This window comes from Hyphobacterium sp. (assembly GCF_965228115.1).
Classification (GTDB): domain Bacteria; phylum Pseudomonadota; class Alphaproteobacteria; order Caulobacterales; family Maricaulaceae; genus Hyphobacterium.
The window spans coordinates 1,993,312-2,009,463 of sequence record NZ_OZ245794.1; the positions used below are offsets into that span (position 1 = coordinate 1,993,312).

Annotated in this window: 18 protein-coding genes and 1 tRNA gene; 11 read left to right on the plus strand and 8 right to left on the minus strand. The window is 60.4% G+C overall.

Annotated features, from left to right (window positions below; translation table 11 throughout):
* Positions 1-4 precede the first annotated feature (4 nt).
* Entirely contained in the window at positions 5-1,015 is a 1,011-nt protein-coding gene (gene bioB, locus ACO079_RS10360; protein WP_421789784.1) for a biotin synthase BioB, read from the minus strand.
* 13 nt (positions 1,016-1,028) lie between these two features.
* On the opposite strand from bioB, the gene ACO079_RS10365 reads away from it, so the two are divergent.
* Positions 1,029-1,406: a teicoplanin resistance protein VanZ gene (locus ACO079_RS10365; RefSeq protein WP_421789786.1), complete on the plus strand. Its 378-nt coding sequence runs from the start codon at positions 1,029-1,031 to the stop codon at positions 1,404-1,406.
* The gene (locus tag ACO079_RS10370) at positions 1,403-2,227 is read left to right on the plus strand and encodes a heme-dependent oxidative N-demethylase subunit alpha family protein (RefSeq protein WP_421789788.1); all 825 of its coding nucleotides are present in this window, start codon (positions 1,403-1,405) and stop codon (positions 2,225-2,227) included. The genes ACO079_RS10365 and ACO079_RS10370 overlap by 4 nt, the downstream gene beginning before the upstream one ends.
* Positions 2,228-2,278: 51 nt before the next feature.
* Here ACO079_RS10370 and ACO079_RS10375 read toward each other — a convergent pair whose 3' ends face one another.
* The 5 genes from ACO079_RS10375 to ACO079_RS10395 form a co-directional block, all read right to left on the minus strand.
* Positions 2,279-3,802: an alanine/glycine:cation symporter family protein gene (locus tag ACO079_RS10375; RefSeq protein ID WP_421789789.1), complete on the minus strand. Its 1,524-nt coding sequence runs from the start codon at positions 3,800-3,802 to the stop codon at positions 2,279-2,281.
* 100 nt (positions 3,803-3,902) lie between these two features.
* Complete coding sequence (locus ACO079_RS10380; protein ID WP_421789791.1) at positions 3,903-4,448, minus strand: molybdopterin-dependent oxidoreductase; 546 nt, start codon at positions 4,446-4,448, stop codon at positions 3,903-3,905.
* 105 nt (positions 4,449-4,553) lie between these two features.
* Entirely contained in the window at positions 4,554-4,751 is a 198-nt protein-coding gene (locus ACO079_RS10385; protein WP_421789793.1) for an RHS repeat-associated core domain-containing protein, read from the minus strand.
* Between the two features lie 103 nt (positions 4,752-4,854).
* Positions 4,855-5,067, minus strand: a complete 213-nt coding sequence (locus tag ACO079_RS10390; RefSeq protein WP_421789795.1) for a hypothetical protein — start codon at positions 5,065-5,067, stop codon at positions 4,855-4,857.
* Between the two features lie 26 nt (positions 5,068-5,093).
* Positions 5,094-5,169, minus strand: a tRNA-Ala gene (locus ACO079_RS10395).
* A gap of 160 nt (positions 5,170-5,329) precedes the next feature.
* Here ACO079_RS10395 and ACO079_RS10400 point away from each other — a divergent pair.
* The 4 genes from ACO079_RS10400 (at position 5,330) to ACO079_RS10415 (ending at position 8,030) form a co-directional block, all read left to right on the plus strand.
* A complete protein-coding gene (locus tag ACO079_RS10400) occupies positions 5,330-5,629 on the plus strand; it encodes a YggT family protein (protein ID WP_421789796.1) in 300 nt (99 codons plus the stop codon).
* Positions 5,630-5,643: 14 nt separating this feature from the next.
* Positions 5,644-6,540, plus strand: coding sequence for a bifunctional methylenetetrahydrofolate dehydrogenase/methenyltetrahydrofolate cyclohydrolase FolD (folD, locus tag ACO079_RS10405; RefSeq protein ID WP_421789798.1), 897 nt, complete (start codon positions 5,644-5,646; stop codon positions 6,538-6,540).
* An 87-nt stretch (positions 6,541-6,627) separates the two neighbouring features.
* The gene (locus ACO079_RS10410) at positions 6,628-7,035 is read left to right on the plus strand and encodes a response regulator (protein WP_421789800.1); all 408 of its coding nucleotides are present in this window, start codon (positions 6,628-6,630) and stop codon (positions 7,033-7,035) included.
* A gap of 77 nt (positions 7,036-7,112) precedes the next feature.
* Positions 7,113-8,030 (plus strand): glycosyltransferase family 2 protein, encoded by a 918-nt coding sequence (locus tag ACO079_RS10415; RefSeq protein ID WP_421789802.1) that lies wholly within the window; start codon positions 7,113-7,115, stop codon positions 8,028-8,030.
* Here ACO079_RS10415 and ACO079_RS10420 read toward each other — a convergent pair.
* Positions 8,027-9,721, minus strand: coding sequence for a hypothetical protein (locus ACO079_RS10420; protein ID WP_421789804.1), 1,695 nt, complete (start codon positions 9,719-9,721; stop codon positions 8,027-8,029). The genes ACO079_RS10415 and ACO079_RS10420 overlap by 4 nt on opposite strands.
* A gap of 132 nt (positions 9,722-9,853) precedes the next feature.
* Here ACO079_RS10420 and ACO079_RS10425 point away from each other — a divergent pair, with 132 nt between their 5' ends.
* From ACO079_RS10425 to ACO079_RS10440, 4 genes are all read left to right on the plus strand, one after another.
* Complete coding sequence (locus tag ACO079_RS10425; RefSeq protein ID WP_421789806.1) at positions 9,854-10,558, plus strand: response regulator transcription factor; 705 nt, start codon at positions 9,854-9,856, stop codon at positions 10,556-10,558.
* Complete coding sequence (locus ACO079_RS10430) at positions 10,527-12,152, plus strand: stimulus-sensing domain-containing protein (protein ID WP_421789808.1); 1,626 nt, start codon at positions 10,527-10,529, stop codon at positions 12,150-12,152. Before ACO079_RS10425 ends, ACO079_RS10430 begins: the two co-directional genes overlap by 32 nt.
* Positions 12,153-12,222: 70 nt before the next feature.
* Positions 12,223-12,627, plus strand: coding sequence for a PTS sugar transporter subunit IIA (locus ACO079_RS10435; protein WP_421789810.1), 405 nt, complete (start codon positions 12,223-12,225; stop codon positions 12,625-12,627).
* Positions 12,624-12,899, plus strand: a complete 276-nt coding sequence (locus ACO079_RS10440) for an HPr family phosphocarrier protein (RefSeq protein WP_421792944.1) — start codon at positions 12,624-12,626, stop codon at positions 12,897-12,899. The genes ACO079_RS10435 and ACO079_RS10440 overlap by 4 nt, the downstream gene beginning before the upstream one ends.
* Here ACO079_RS10440 and ACO079_RS10445 read toward each other — a convergent pair.
* Positions 12,896-14,488 (minus strand): hypothetical protein, encoded by a 1,593-nt coding sequence (locus ACO079_RS10445; RefSeq protein WP_421789812.1) that lies wholly within the window; start codon positions 14,486-14,488, stop codon positions 12,896-12,898. The genes ACO079_RS10440 and ACO079_RS10445 overlap by 4 nt on opposite strands.
* 264 nt (positions 14,489-14,752) lie before the next feature.
* On the opposite strand from ACO079_RS10445, the gene ahcY reads away from it, so the two are divergent.
* Positions 14,753-16,144, plus strand: a complete 1,392-nt coding sequence (gene ahcY, locus ACO079_RS10450; RefSeq protein WP_421789814.1) for an adenosylhomocysteinase — start codon at positions 14,753-14,755, stop codon at positions 16,142-16,144.
* The last annotated feature ends 8 nt before the right edge of the window (positions 16,145-16,152 follow it).

Below are 16,152 nucleotides of genomic sequence, written 5' to 3' on the forward strand. Positions count from 1 at the left end.
GGCGCTACTCCGCCGCCCGGTCCGCCGGAGAGGATGGCGCCGCCATCGGTTCCAGACCCAGATCACGCATTAAAGCGCCATCTTTTTCGAGATCCGGATTGGGCGTGGTGAGCAATTCTTCTCCAACAAAGATCGAGTTCGCGCCGGCCAGGAAACACAAGGCCTGAAGCTCGCGGCTCATACCTTCCCGTCCCGCAGACAGACGCACGACCGACAGCGGCATCATCAGGCGCGCGGTGGCAATCGCGCGGACAAAATCAAAACCGTCCAGCGGTTCCGATCCGCCCAGCGGTGTGCCGCCCACGGCGACGAGATGATTGATCGGCACGCTTTCCGGATGCGGATCCAGCGAGGCCAGCTCTACCAGAAGACCGATCCGGTCGTCCTCGCCCTCGCCCATGCCGATAATACCGCCACAGCAAATGTTGATCCCCGCCTCGCGGACTTTGCCCAGCGTATCCAACCGGTCCTCATAGGTGCGCGTTGTGATGACCGAGCCATAATATTCGCGGCTGGTATCAAGATTATGGTTGTAATAATCGAGCCCGGCAGATTTCAGGCGTTCCGCCTGACCGTCTTCCAGCATGCCCAGCGTGACGCAGGTTTCCAACCCTTCCGCCTTTACGCCCTCAATCATGGTGCAAACAGCGTCCACATCGCGATCCTTCAACGAACGCCAGGCCGCGCCCATGCAAAACCGGGTCGCCCCGCCCGCCTTGGCCTGACGGGCTTTCGCCAGCACATCCTCGACCGGCATCAGCTTGGAGGCTTTCAACCCGGTTTCGTGGAAGGCCGATTGGCTGCAATAGCCGCAGTCTTCCGCACAACCCCCGGTCTTGATCGACAAGAGTTGGGATTTTTGCACCTGATTGGCGGCATGGTGTTGGCGATGCACGCTTTGTGCGGCAAACACGAGATCATTAAAGGGCGCGCGGTAAATCTCTGCGGCGTCCTGATGGGTCCAGTCGAAACGTGGCGTCGACAGGGTTGCAATATCGAGGGGGTGTGCCGGCATGGTGCCTCATCCAATGTCGTCTGACGCAGAGCCTAGGAAGAGCCTGATCCTGCGGCAAGCCGCAAAAGGCCTGTTCTGGCTGCTCTTTGCAGCCATCACGGTGATTGCGCTTCTGCCGGGGCCTGCCGCGCCGCCGCGCCTGCTGGGCACGGACAAGATCGAACATGCCGCCGCATTTGGCGTGTTGAGCTTTCTTGCCGCCTTTGGCTGGCGGGGATTGCCGCTCTGGTTTGTCGCCCTCGCCCTGTTCACCCACGGGGCCGTGATCGAGCTGGTCCAGGGCTCCCCCATCCTGCAGCGCACGACCTCTTTTGCGGATCTCGCCGCGAATGCGGTGGGCATTGCGCTGGCGCTGATGCTGATCTGGTTTCTGGGGCTGCGCCGCCGATGACGCGCCCGCCCTACACCCCCTTTTATCACGGTCCGCCGCGCTTTGAGGTTGGCCTGCGCCGGATCGCGCCGGAGCTCTGGTTATCCCCCGACCCGGAAGAACACTGGCTGGCGTTGAAATCAGAGCGGCTGGATGCCGACCCGTCTCTTTATTACCGCGCGCGGGAAGACGCGGCCGAGGCTGAATTGGAAACACTGGAACGCATTGAATCTGCTATGGGGAACACGCGGTCTGACCGGGTTGAGCCTGCCCTGATCGCCGCCGGCCGTCTGGTGTCCGATGATCTGGTGGTGATGGAAAATCATGGGGCGGGTTGGGTTGCGACCAGCCTTTTGCTGACCCAGCCCACTTTCTTTTCGCTGGGCGACAGTTTTGATCGCGAGCTGCATCAGCTTCATGCGCCCGTACCGGGCGGATCTCCTGATCTGGCGGGCAAGATCACCCGCGTTTTTGACCGGATGCCGGCAGGAGAAGTGTTCGAGCGCTTTAACTGGACGGTCCAGCTGGGCGAAGAACGCTGGTGGCCCCATGGCAGCGCGATGCGGGATCAACTTTCCAACCTGCCGCTGGATCAGGCGATCAATGTTCTGACCCTTCGCGTGGAACGCCAAACCCTCATTCGCCTTGAAAAAACCAATGCGATCCTGTTCTGCATCCGGGTTTGCCTTGATCCGCTGCGCGAGGCTTTGGCCGCGCCGGAAGACAGAGACGCGTTCGCCAAAAACTGGCGCGCCGCGTCCGACGATGCGCTGGCCTATAAGCGCTGGGGGCAATTCAACGCTCATGTCGAAGCGGCCCTGGCGGCCCTGCAAACCGCATAGAAAAAGGCCCCGCCGGAAGACGGGGCCTTGATCCAATCGCTGCGGACCAGACTAGCCCTTATAGCTGGGATCGTTCGGGTCCGACGGGTCGGGTTCACCCGGCCCCGGCGGCTCTGATCCCCAGACATCGCCATTCCAGTTTGGCGGCAATTCGCCGGTTTTGTCGAAGCGCTTGGTATAGGCCACCACAACACCCGACAATAGCAGAAGGGCCACAACATTGGGCAGCAACATGGTTGCATTGGCGATGTCCCCGAAGCGCCAGAGCCCGGCCACATTGGTGATCAGCGTGCCGCCAAAGGCCACACCCACCCAAAGAAAGCGGAAGGGGCGCGCGGCCCAGTCGCCGACCACATAGGTCGCGCATTGTTCCGCATAATAGGACCAGCCGATAATTGTCGTGAAGGCGAACAGGCCTTGCGCCGCCAGGATGACCCAGGCCCCGCCCGGCATGCCCTCCGCATAGGCCGCGGTGGTAATCGCCGAGGCTTCCAGATCCGCCGATTGCCAGGCATAGGACACCACACCGCCCGCAGACGGGTAGGCGCCTTCCACCACAAGGATGACCAGCGCCGTCATGGTGCAGATGATCATCGTATCGATGAACACGCCCAACATGGCGATCTCGCCCTGCTTGACCGGGTTTTTGGTCTGCGCCGCCGCGTGGGCAATCGGGGCCGAGCCCTGACCGGCCTCGTTCGAGAACAGGCCACGCGCCACACCGGCGCGGATGGCCGCCAGAACGCCATAACCGGCCAGACCGCCGCCCGCTTGTTCCCAGCCAAACGCCCCGCCAATGATCTGCATGAAGGCCATTGGAATGTGCCCGGCATGAGTGACCAGCACATAAAGCGCGGCGAGGATGTAGGCCGCTGCCATGAAGGGAATGATCTTGCCCGCGACATTCCCGATCGACTTGATACCACCGATGATGACGATGAAGACGAGAGCTGCGAGCACCAGGCCGACCGCCCAATTGGGAATATCAAGACCCAGGGTCGATCCGGCTTCAACGGCAGACTGGGTGACGGAGTTGGCCTGAATGGCACCGCCCGTGGCAACCGCCGATAGGATACAGCCGAGGCAGAACAGGATGGCCAGCCAGGACCAGCCCTTACCCAGGCCATTCTTGATGTAATACATGGGTCCGCCATGGAAGTGGCCGTCCGGGTGTTTCTCCCGGAACCGCACAGCCAGGCTGGATTCGGCATAGGCGGCGGCCATGCCGAACAGGGCCGTCACCCACATCCAGAAGATCGCGCCGGGTCCGCCCAGCGTGATGGCGGTTGCTACGCCAGCGAGATTACCCGTGCCGACCTGTCCGGACAACGCTGTAGACAAGGCATTCCAGGGTGAAATCTCACCCTCGCCCGTGCCTTTGCGGCCGCTCCAGAGTTCGCCAACCGCCGGGACCAGCCGGCGCAAGGGCCGTCCGCGCAAGAGGACCATGAAAATCAGGCCGGTGCCCAACAGGGCGATGGTGATAATCCCGACGGGCAGGATGCGCGTATCGCCCCAATTGCCGCCCCAGAGAAAATCACTGAAGGTTGTTGCTGCGTTGAAAAAGGCGTCCATACCACTCCCCAAGACTTACCCTGCGGGGAAGCTAGAAGCCTCGCGGGGAAATGGAAATGTTTTTCTGGCAGGAAATGACAGTCTTGTGACCGGGCCGGGCCTAGCGCACCTCGATCGAGAACACCCCCCACACCCAGTCGCTATCATCTGTTTCAGCCAGTGCTGAATCGGTATCGCGCGGCCAGACAAGCATGGCCGGGCCAAACCCGCCGAGATTGAGCGCATCGCCGTCCATGCGGATGGCGAGGATCACATCATGATCATTGATGGCGCTCAGCGGAATATCGCGCTGATACCCGTCAAGCGCGGTGACCGTGATCGATGTGCCTTGCGGGTTTGCCACGGCGAGCACATCGCGCAGAAGCGGTCCTGAAAACGTCCGGGTCTCCCCGCCTTGCGGATACGCCACGCGCACCGTGTGCTGATCCATATCCGCCAGGCTGGCAAAGGGCATCACGCAGGCCGTTTCGAACTGAATGCCATAGGCCCGGAAGAGCGGCTCGGTTTCCGGGTCGACAGCGCCCCGGTCAACCGTTCCGATCGCGCCATGAATGGTGACCAGATCGCCCCCTTCGGCAAAGTCCGGATCCGCCGAACAGGCAGCCAGACTGATTGCCGCTGCCAGAACCATTAGTAACCGCAACACGCCTTGTCCTTTCCCGCTGCTCAACCTGTAAGATAGCTGAGTCGCACCGCTGCGGGAATGCAGATCGGGATGACAAGGCGTGTTTTTCCGGATCAATCGCCGGGATCAGCTGTGGGGCCTCCATCCAGATCGAAGGCATAAACCAGCGTTGCCGGTATAATTATAGATATTCAAACCCCCGGCCTGACCAATCGGGTCGCGCTGTAAAAAGCGCCCAAAGCCGGGATGATAGGCCCGGTTGCGGTTGCCTGTCCCCGCGATACCCGCTTTCGCGGGCACAAGAAGCGGGGATCTGACGCGCACTCCATCAGGTCCCGGATCAAGTCCGGGACAGGCAGCCAGGGCCGCCCGGCATAGCGGAACAGGCCGTGATTGTTTGCGCCCTGTTCGCCATATTCACCTGCCCTCAACTTGATTGGGGGTCAAAGGTGTTGATGTCGCCCTGGCGCGCGCCGGTGTCGTCATAATACGCCACCACAGAGCCGCGCTCATCGGTCCGGGCTTTCGCCCGCCCCGCCGGAGCCGTGAGCGCAGCGAGCTGGCGCGAGGCAAAAAGTGAAGCATTCAAGCTGACGGAAGCAGGCTGCCCGCCTTCGCCCTTCGGGCTTCGGCGCGGCATTCTTCGCTGACGGCGTCAGCGAAGAATGGTGGAGCTAGGCGGAATCGAACCGCCGACCTCGTCATTGCGAACGACGCGCTCTCCCAACTGAGCTATAGCCCCGACCGATTGGGAGGCGGTTCAATAGAACCGGGCGGAAAAACCGTCAAGCCATTGCATCCCGTCGCCAGCCTGCGCATATCAGCCTGACGGCTTGCCGCCCGGCCCCGACAGGGGCTAGAGCAGAGCAGGCATTATCCAAGCGAGGTTGGCGGCCAATTTCATGTCTTTTTTTGATGCCCTGATTGTCTACTTCATCGATCCGATCCTGTTGCTTTTCCTGATCTTGTTGATCGTTTCGATCATATTGAGCTGGCTGATCAGTTTTCAGATCGTCAATCCCTATAATCCGGTAGTCGGATCGCTCTACCGGATGACGTCCACATTGACCGAGCCCATCCTGCGCCCGATCCGGTCGATCCTGCCTAATCTGGGCGGGCTCGACTTCTCGCCCTTGATCGCCATCCTGGTGGTTCAGTTCATCCGCGGCTGGCTCTTGCCCCAGCTGACAGCGGTTCTCTAGCCGCGGGACCGGACATGACCGCAAGCCTCATCGACGGAAAAGCCATCGCCCAGGCGATTGACGAAAAAGTCGGCCAGGCGGCCGCCCAGATTGCCAAGGTGATCGACCGCAAGCCCGGCCTGGCGGTCGTGCTGATCGGCGAGGATCCGGCCAGCCAGGTCTATGTGCGCAACAAGGTCCGGCGGGCAACAGCCGCGGGAATGGCGTCTACGGAAATCCGTAAACCTGCGGATATCACACAAGAAGACGCCATCTCGCTGGTCCGGCGATTGAATGAGGACCCGACCGTGGACGGCATATTGGTGCAGATGCCGCTTCCCGGCCACATCGACGCGGGCGCGGTCATCAACACGATTGATCCGGACAAGGATGTCGACGGGTTAACGGCCATTAGCGCCGGACGCTTGCTGGGCGGAGAGCCGGGCTTGCGGCCGTGCACGCCTGCCGGGTGTGTCTTGCTGGCCGAGCAGGCCATGGGAGATCTGACGGGCAAGAACGTGCTGGTCATTGGCCGCTCTATTCTGGTGGGAAAGCCGGCGGCGCTCTTGTTTCTTGAGAAAAACTGCACGGTGACGATTGCGCATTCGCGAACAAAAGACCTGCCCGGTCTTTGCCGGCAGGCAGACATCCTGGTGGCGGCAGTGGGCCGGCCGGAAATGATCCCCGGCGACTGGATCAAGCCAGGCGCCTGCGTGCTCGATGTTGGCATCAACCGGGTGGAGGCTCCGGAAAAGGGCGAAGACAAGACCCGGCTGGTTGGTGATGTGGCGTTTGACAGCGCCGCCGCGAAAGCCGGGTGGATTACCCCGGTTCCCGGAGGAATCGGGCCGATGACGATCGCCATGTTGCTGCGCAATACGATTTCAGCCGCAGCCGCCCGAAATGGCCTGACACAGACGGCTTTACCCTGACAGCTTCAGCGTGATTTTGCGCTACGTGTAAACGCTCGTTTAACGAAATCGGCAGCACATTGTCATTGCTGGGAAGAAGGGCTGAGTATGTCTGCTTTGAATGTGTTGCACGTCGAAGATGATTTTGCCGATGCGTTGCTGGTGCAGAACACGGTCTTTGAAGCTGGCGACTATGAAATTGGTTTCGAAGTGGCTCGCAATCTGGGCGACGCCAGGCGCAAGCTGAAACAAAAATGCTATGATCTGGTGCTTCTCGATTTGCGATTGCCGGACTCGCTCGACCCGCGGGATACATTCGACAGCGTGAAAAACATGTGCCCCGTGACTCCCATCGTTGTGTTGTCCGGGTCCGTGCGGGTGGATAGCGGCATGTTGCCGGAGGAAATTACGCAGTTGGATAAAAACCGGCATCTATGCGGACGTGTGGCGGGCCCGAATTCTCTCGCCCAGATCTTGCGGGATTCGGCGTGTGGCGATGAGTTCGAAGCGGTCTAACCCGGCATTTAACTGAATTTTGGCGCTTTTATGCCAGCCTGACCCTTCCTGAGATCAGTCGAAGGGGCCAACGGGCCATGGACGTTTCTGTAATTATTCCGACCTTCCGGCGGCCGGACGGTTTGCGACTCGCGGCTGAGAGCGTGTTGGCGCAGGCCAATCCTTGCGGCCTCAAAGTCGAGCTGGTGATTGTCGATAATGATCCCGCCGGTTCCGGACTGACCACCGCCCAGGCGGTGGCGAAATCAGCGGCGTTTCCAGTCAAGATCGTCCCCATGCCCGAACCCGGCGTGGCCAATGCGCGCAATGCCGGGCTGGAGGCCGCCTCAGGCGAACTGATCGCTTTCCTCGATGATGATGAGGAAGCGCCGGCAACCTGGCTGTGCGAACTGGTCGGCACGCTCCGCTTTTACGAAGCCGATGCGGTTTTCGGACCTGTCCGGACCCGCTTACCGGACTCCTTGACCCATCATCGTGACTATTACCGCGAATTCTTCGCCCGCTCGGGGCCGGAAGAAAGCGGTCACATTGATCACTATTTCGGATGTGGAAACTCGCTGATCCGGCGGGCGGCCTTACCGTCGGCGCAGCCTTTTGATACCTCCCGGAATACAATTGGCGGCGAAGACGACCTTTTGTTTGCTCAAATGCAGTCTGCCGGGGCTGTCTTTGCCTGGTCGGCAGAAGCCTGGGTCTGGGAAGACCCGCTGGAACAGCGCACCACGCTGGATTACACGCTGAAGCGCGCCTTCGCCTATGGCCAGGGGCCGAGTGCGGCTTGTGCCTCCAACCGGCCGGTCAATCTGCCGGGCATTGTTTTCTGGATGGTGATCGGAGCGGGGCAGGCGGTGGTCTATGGCGCGCTGGCCGGTGTGTTGTGGCTGGTTCGTGCCCCGAACCGCGCCCATATGCTGGACAAGGCGGCGCGCGGCCTGGGTAAGGTGTTCTGGGGTGGTCCGTTCAAGCTGGGCTTCTATGGGACCGCGGCCAGCTAGGCGGCTTTTTCTTCGCTCAGCGTTTTCAGCAAGCCTTCAATCGCCGCCAATTTAGTCCGGTCCGTATCGGCCTTGGCTTCTGCCAAACCGCCTTCCGAGCGGATCAGCCGAATGGCTTTTTGTTGCGCCTCGGCCGAACATTTGCCGGCTGGAATGGCATGGCAGGTGACCAGTTTCAGCAGGGAGGCCGCACGGTCGAGCGCGGGTTGATCGCTGGCGGCTATCGAATCGAGAATCCTGGAGCGTTCCAGCAGTTTTTGACCGATCTGATCAAAAGCAGACGACAGGCTCTGGCGGTCATCGCCGGGATAACTCCCTTTCAGCGCTTTCGACTGCAGCGCGGTCAGCCGGTGCAGACGGTCAATCGGCCGGCCCTCACCGGTGACAAACCAGCTTTCAGCTTTATGCGCGCCCAATGCCGCGCGAATATAGCCTGCCAGCTTTCGCTTGTTCTGAGCCCCGACAATATTTTCTTCCAGCGCCAGAAGCTGATCGATCTCCTGGTCCGGATCGCTGCAGGTTTGAAGGAATTCGCCAATCGTTTCCGGTGTCAAAAGCCGGGCAGACCGTTTGGCGAACGCATCCTGCAAGGCATCGGCCGACAGGTCCGGGCCCTGCGCCATGACCAGTTTTTGCGCCAGGCGCCGGGAGAGCTTCACCTCTTCCATCACATTGTCCGGAATCAGGCGGCGCGGCCGGCGCAGGCGCTCCAGCAGCGAAATCGCGATCATCGTCTTGCAAGACGGCAAATCGCCAGCCGATATCAGGCCGGTCAGCGTACGCGCGGAACACGGGGCGCCCGCGAGCGCCTCGGTCTCTCCGGAGCCATCAAACATGTCGGCCAGGATTTGAACCTCATCACCCAGCTCAGTTACCGGGCCGAGAACGGTCATCAAGCCCGTCTCGAAACCCAGGATCTCCGCGATGAAGAGGTCCAGTTGCTCCAGGGCAATGGCCCGCGCATCATCGGCCTCAGGCAGGTCATTTGTGAAGCCGATCAGCACTGCCAGCTTGTCGCCATAGCTGCGCTCATCGGCTAGACGGTCGGCGATCCCGGCGCGGATTTTGTAAAGCGCATTTTTCTGAGCAAAGGCGCTGACCAGTGCCGCATAGCTTCTATACTTGGAAAAGCGTGGCAGCTTTTTCGCCTTGTTATCGCGATATATCCGGTCAAACGCCTTCTGGGTCAGCTCGTTGAGCTGTTTGACATAGGCATGAACGGTGGAATCCCCGTCCTTGGCGCTGGCGACGGCCACTTTCTGTATGGCGTGCTGTAACTCCGTGCCGCCGCTTTCCAGATCCTCGGCATGATCAGGCGAATGCAGAAGCTCCATGGGCGAGACCTGCTTGCGCACGAACCATTCCTGCATCACCCGGCTCATCGTATCGCGGGCGGAGGCATTGGCGAGATCTTCCGGCGAGACACAAGGCAGCGACCCGTCGCCATCCTTGTCATCGTCCAGCGCAAAGCGCTCGGCGCCTTCCTCCAGAATGGTCGTTGACCGGAAAGTCCGGCTATCCTCGTCAAAACGCTCCTTGGAAACACGAACCGATCCGGACGGCAGGGTTGTCAGCAATGTCCGGGCGAATTCAATCGCATCTTCCTTGTCCGAGCGCGCCTCGGCGAGGCTCCAGCCGGCTTTGCGATGCTTCTTGACGAAGACTTCGTAATGGATATTCGCTGACGCCATATGGCGCACTCCGGTCGAAATCAGGCCGCAAAAATGCCACTGAAACATTTAAGGCGTGGTGAACCCTAACGCTTTGCCTTCACTGGGAGTGTGGTTAAGGTCAGTCGGGGACAAGCTTGGAGGAACGGCAGAATGGCCACAATCGCACTGGTCGATGACGACGAGAACATCATCACCTCGGTGTCGATATTCCTGGAGGGTGAGGGCTATAATGTGCGCACCTTCAATGAAGGCGCAACGGCGCTGGAAGAGCTGACAGCCAATCCGGCAGATCTTGGCGTTTTTGACATCAAGATGCCGCGCATGGACGGGCTCGAATTGCTGCGGCGTCTGCGTCAGACCTCCAACATGCCCGTGATTTTCCTGACCTCGAAAGATGACGAATTCGACGAGGCGCTGGGGCTCAATCTTGGCGCGGATGATTATATTACCAAGCCGTTTTCCCAAAGGCTGTTGGGTGAGCGGGTCAAGGCTGTGCTTCGCCGCGCCCGTCCGGATCCGGCCGGCGAGCCGGGCGGATCTTCCGGCGATTCCAAACCGATACTGCGCGGACGTCTGTCTCTGGATCCGAACCGGCATTCCTGTTCCTGGGAAGGTGAACCAGTCCGCCTGACCGTGACCGAGTTCCTGATCCTGCAATCGCTCGCTCAGCGCCCCGGCTATGTGAAGAGCCGCGATGCGCTGATGGATGCGGCCTATGACGATCAGATTTATGTCGATGACCGGACAATCGACAGCCACATCAAACGCATTCGAAAGAAATTCAGAGAAGTCGACAAGACGTTCGACGCCATCGAGACCCTTTATGGTGTTGGATACCGTTACAAGGAAAGCTAACCGCGCGCTGGCTCCGGTTCGCCGGGTTCCTTTTTCGCCGCGTCTGGCGTGGATTATTCTTGGCGCGAATGGTCTGGCCCTGCTGATTCTGGTAGTCGGCATGCTCGCGGTTTCCGAAACGCGGCGCGGCCTGGTGAATGCCAAAATCGAAGCTTTGCGGGTTGAAAGCGAGCTGATCGCCAATGTGATGGCGGAAGGGGCCGCCATTACCGAAGAAAGCCCCCGCCTGATCGAGGGCGATGCGCGCCTGTTACTGCGCGATCTTTATATGCCGCGAGAGGTGCGGGCCCGCATCTTCAACAAGGCCGGGCAATTGGTGGCAGATAGCCATCTTCTGGCAGATCGGGTCGATGTTATTGAGCTGCCCCCACCTGGCGAAAGCCTTCCGACAGATTTGGCAGAAGATGCCCGCAGCCTGCTGACCCGCGTCCTGGACGGGTTTGGCAACTGGTTCCGGACCGAGGAAGAACGCGCTGCATTGGAGCGCACCCTGGAAGATGAGGTGCAAACCGCCATCGGAGGAGAGCCCGTCGCCGGTGTGCGCCGTCAGCCGGATGGCTCACGGGTGGTGTCGGTGACGGTCCCGATCCAGCCGGTCCGCGCCGTGGTTGGCGTGGTCACGCTCGAATCCTATGATCTCGACGCGGTCATTGCCGAGGAGCGTCAGGCGCTTTTCCCCTTCATTCTGATGGCGGTGATTGTGAGCATTCTCAGCTCCTTGACCCTGACCACCTTTATTGCCCGGCCCATTCGCCGGCTTGCCAAGGCCGCCCGCCGCGTCCGTCATGCCAAGGGGCAACGCGTGGAAATGCCTTCGCTTGCCGGCCGGCGGGACGAAATTGGCGAGTTGGGAGAAGCGCTGCGGGAGATGACAGCGGGCCTCTATGATCGCATGGATGCCATCGAACAATTCGCTGCCGATGTTGCGCATGAGCTTAAAAATCCACTGACCTCGATCCGGTCGGCTGCCGAAATTCTGCCAAAAGCGAAAAATGAGGAGCAGCGCGAAAGGCTTCTGGCCGTGATCGCTTCGGATGTCCGGCGAATGGATCGGCTCATCACCGATATCTCACGCGCCTCGCGGCTGGATGCAGAGCTGGCCAGGGAAGGAGTCGGACAGGTCGATCTGGTCGCCCTGATCCGCGATTCTGTTGCCGCTTACCGGACGGCCCGCGACGAAGGCCCCGGAATTACGTTTGAAACCCCGCTGGAACAGGCGCTTGTGGAGGGCCGGGCGGCTCCGCTGGGTCAGGTGTTGCGAAATCTGATCGATAATGCGCTCACCTTCTCTCCCGCCGACGGCCATATCCGGATATACCTCGAAACTGGGCCGAAAGACCGGTTCACGCTGCGGGTTGAGGATGACGGTCCGGGCATCCCGCCGGACAATCTCGAAACGATCTTCAAGCGGTTCTATACCGAACGCCCGGAAGGCACGGCCTTTGGAGCCCATTCCGGCCTGGGCCTGGCGATTGCCCGCCAGATTGTGGGCGTTCACGGCGGCACGCTGCGCGCGGAAAACCGGACCGCCGAAGACGGGCGGGTGATGGGTGCCCGCTTTGTCGCGACACTTTCCCAGGCTGCGCTTTTGTGACGCGTGCGTGAAGAAAGAGCTTTTCGATACCTCCTCTCCGAGATTTAATAATGGCACCTTGGGGTGAAAGATGATCGGCTTTTTGATCGTGACACACGGAGATCTCGCACGCGAATTCATCGCGGCGACGGAACATGTCGTGGGACCGCTCGAAAACTGCGAGGCCATTTGCATTGGCCCGGACGATGATCTGGCTCAACGCCGCAATGATATCCGTGACAGGATCGCCGCACTGGATAGTGGTTCCGGCGTTTTGATTTTGACGGATATGTTTGGCGGCACGCCGTCCAACCTTGCCATCTCCCAGATGGTCCGCGGAAAAATCGAAGTGCTGGCGGGGATCAATCTGCCAATGATGATCAAGCTGGCAGAGTCACGCGAATTGATGGACGTCGGTTCGTTGGCCGAGGCCGGCGAGGCGGCTGGACAACGCTATGTGGCGCGCGCTGTTAAAGTGCTGGAAAACGCAAGCTGATGCCGCTGTCAAAAGCGGTCACTATTATTAATGAAAGAGGGCTTCATGCCCGCGCTTCGGCCAAATTTGTCGAGCTGGCAGCGAATTTTGACGCCTGCATAGAAGTGCAGCGTGGCGAGGAGCGCGTCGAGGCGTCCTCCATCATGGACCTGCTGATGTTGGCCGCGGGCCCGGGTACAGACGTCATCCTGCACGCAGAAGGGTCTCAGGCTGAAGAAGCGCTCGAGGCGCTGTCTGAACTTATCGCCAACAAGTTTGACGAGGCCGCCTAGCGGCCCTCTCCATCCGGACGTGGCGTTTCCTGGCCCGAAGACAGGAAGGGGTCAGCTTCATCATCGCTGGCCGAGGGTTCCTGCGGGGTTTCGGGATCTTCACTTTCGGCCGCTTGCGTGTCGCCGCTTGCCGTATCCGAATCCTCTGCCGGGATGACCGCGTCTGGCGAAATCTCCGGCGCAGCGCCGATCTCCCCGGCCTCGGCCGCTTCCGGGGCGTCGGGCGCGGGTGTGGCATCGCCTGCGTCCACCGGTTCGCTTTGCGCGGTCTCTATTTGTTGGGGCTCCGCTACGGCGTCGTCGTCAGCTGTCACCAGCTCTGGACGCGAGGCACGGACTTCGCCCGAGCCACCGCCTTCGCTCATAGACCGGTTTGCCATGGGCGGCGGAGGCGGCAAGATCATGTCGCGATCTGCCGGCGGTTCTTCCGACACCGCGTTAAAGGACGGGTCAGTGTTCTGACGGGTCTCCACGGGTAGGATATCTTCGTCGCCAGCAGTCCCGTCACCCGAATCATCGGCCTGCGCTGCGGCCAGGGCTTCATCGCTGGGCAGATCATCATCCGCCTCCACATCGGCCTCGGAAAGCTCAACGTCTTCAAATTCAGCGTCGGTAATTTCAGTGTCATCCGCCGCCTCCGGACCAGATGGCGCGTCTGCGTCATCCGGTGCATCAAGCTCGGTCGCTACGGCGGCAGCGGATGTGGCCGCGAGAACGGTTGCAGCAGGCGCAGACACGGATTCCGCCGGCGGATGGCGAAGAATGTTTTCCGACAACCGCGCCACGCGCCCTTCAAAGCGCGCGGAATCCCGGGTGCGATTGATAAAGCCTGCAATCGCAAACAAGGCAGCAATCCCCGCCAAGGCAAAAGTCGCGGGGGCGACAGGGGCGGTTGCATTCAACGCCAGGCCAGTGACCAGCGCGCCGAAAACATAGACCGGCACAAGCACGATCCGCCAGGATCTGTTGGCATAGGTCAGGATGGCCAGCGGCGTGAGCAGAACAACAAAAGCCAGCGCCTGCGCCGACAGGAAGCCCGTCAGTCCCGATTGTTCTGCCAGACCTGCAAATCCGGGAATGGCCGCCGCAAGGTCAAACCCTGCCAGCGATGGCATCTGAGCCAGCAGCAGCGAAAACACATTGAAATCAGGCAGTGAGGCAAACAGGGCCGGGTCGACTTCCAGCATGAAGAGGCGAAGATCCGGCCAGGCAAAAACCAGCGCAGCCAGAAGAAAAACCATCATGGCCAACCACCAGTTCAGCGCCCGGATGACGCCACTCCGCGACAAAACCGTCGTGGCTTCCGGGACTGTCCGCGTCCAGGCATTGCGGTCATGGTTGATCACGGCCACCGGCCGGGAGCCGTGTTCGGGCCCGCTTTGAGCCCGAAGCACGGTGACTGTCTCACCGGAATCGAGCGGTGTATCTGGCCGCGACAGGCGGAAGGACTGAATCTGGCCATCGGCATCGCGGATCTCGTGCTCGCCGCGGCGTGACCCCTCGCCGGCGGTGACGCCCGGCGCGGCGTAGAATTCGATCTGTTTTCGGCCAAAGCCTAGGCTGGCGTGCGCCCCTGGAATACTCGACATAATCCACCCCTCGATTGCCGCTCGCAACGGATACTGCTCCGCGCGTGCGCTCCGCCCGTTCTGGCGTTTCCAGACATTTATACAAGAATTGGGCCGGACCTGTCAGTGCTGTTACGGAATCTTTGCCATATAGGCGTCAGCGCCCCACATTGTGTCCCGGCCTCGCCCATGTTAACCGGCGCGCCATTCAACCGCTTTCCGGCCGGGAGTCCCCGCCCCGGAGGGTCGTTTTTCCAGTAATTCCAACAAGGAAGGACCCTCAAAATGTCAGATTATGCCGTAAAAGACCTCTCGCTGGCCCAATGGGGCCGCACCGAGATCGAAATGGCCGAAATTGAAATGCCGGGGCTGATGGCGCTGCGTGAGGAATATGGCGCAGAAAAGCCGTTGAAAGGCGCGCGCATCGCCGGTTCATTGCATATGACGATCCAGACTGCTGTTCTGATTGAAACACTGGTCGAGCTGGGCGCGGAAGTCCGCTGGGCCTCCTGCAACATCTTCTCCACACAGGATCATGCCGCTGCAGCGATCGCCGATCAGGGCATTCCGGTGTTTGCCCACAAGGGTGAGACACTGGAAGAATACTGGGACTTTGCCGACCGAATCTTCCATTGGCCGGACGGTGAAGTGGCCAACATGATCCTCGACGATGGGGGCGATGCGACGCTCTATCTGATCCTCGGCGAAAAGGCTGAAAACGATCCGTCCATTCTGGGCGAGCCAAAGTCTGAAGAAGAACAATTCCTGTTTGCCCAGATCCGCAAACGGATCGAGCAAGCACCGGGCTGGTTCGCCAAGGCAAAAGCCGCCATTCAGGGCGTCTCGGAAGAAACCACGACCGGCGTAATGCGTCTGTACCAGATGCAAAAGCGCGGCGAGCTGCCCTTCCCGGCCATCAATGTGAATGACTCGGTGACCAAGTCGAAATTCGACAACCGTTATGGCTGCCGCGAGAGCCTGGTGGATGCCATCCGCCGCGGCACCGATGTGATGATGGCGGGCAAGACCGCCCTGGTCTGTGGCTATGGCGATGTCGGCAAAGGCTCGGCGGAATCGCTGGCGCAAGCCGGTGCCCGCGTGGCTGTGACTGAGGTGGATCCGATTTGCGCGCTGCAGGCCTCAATGGACGGATTTGCCGTTGTGACGGTCGAGGATGTTGTCAATGATTGCGATATCTTCGTGACCGCAACCGGCAATAAGGACGTGCTGACGGTCGATCATATGCGCGCCATGAAAGACATGGCGATCGTCTGCAATATCGGCCATTTCGACAATGAAATTCAGGTCGAGGCGCTGCGCAATTTCAACTGGACCAATGTGAAGCCGCAGGTCGATCTGGTTCAATTCCCCGATGGTAACCGCATCATCCTTCTTTCGGAAGGGCGGCTGGTCAATCTGGGCAATGCCAATGGTCACCCCTCCTTCGTGATGTCCGCCTCCTTCACCAATCAGGTGCTCGCTCAGATCGAGCTCTGGCTGCGGGGGGACAATTACAAGAATGAGGTCTACATTCTGCCGAAACATCTCGATGAAAAAGTCGCGGCCCTGCACCTGCCCAAGCTCGGCGCGAAACTGACCGAGCTGTCATCTGAGCAGGCCGAATATATCGGTGTCGGGCAAGACGGCCCGTTCAAGGCCGAGCACTACCGCTACTAGGTCCGTCT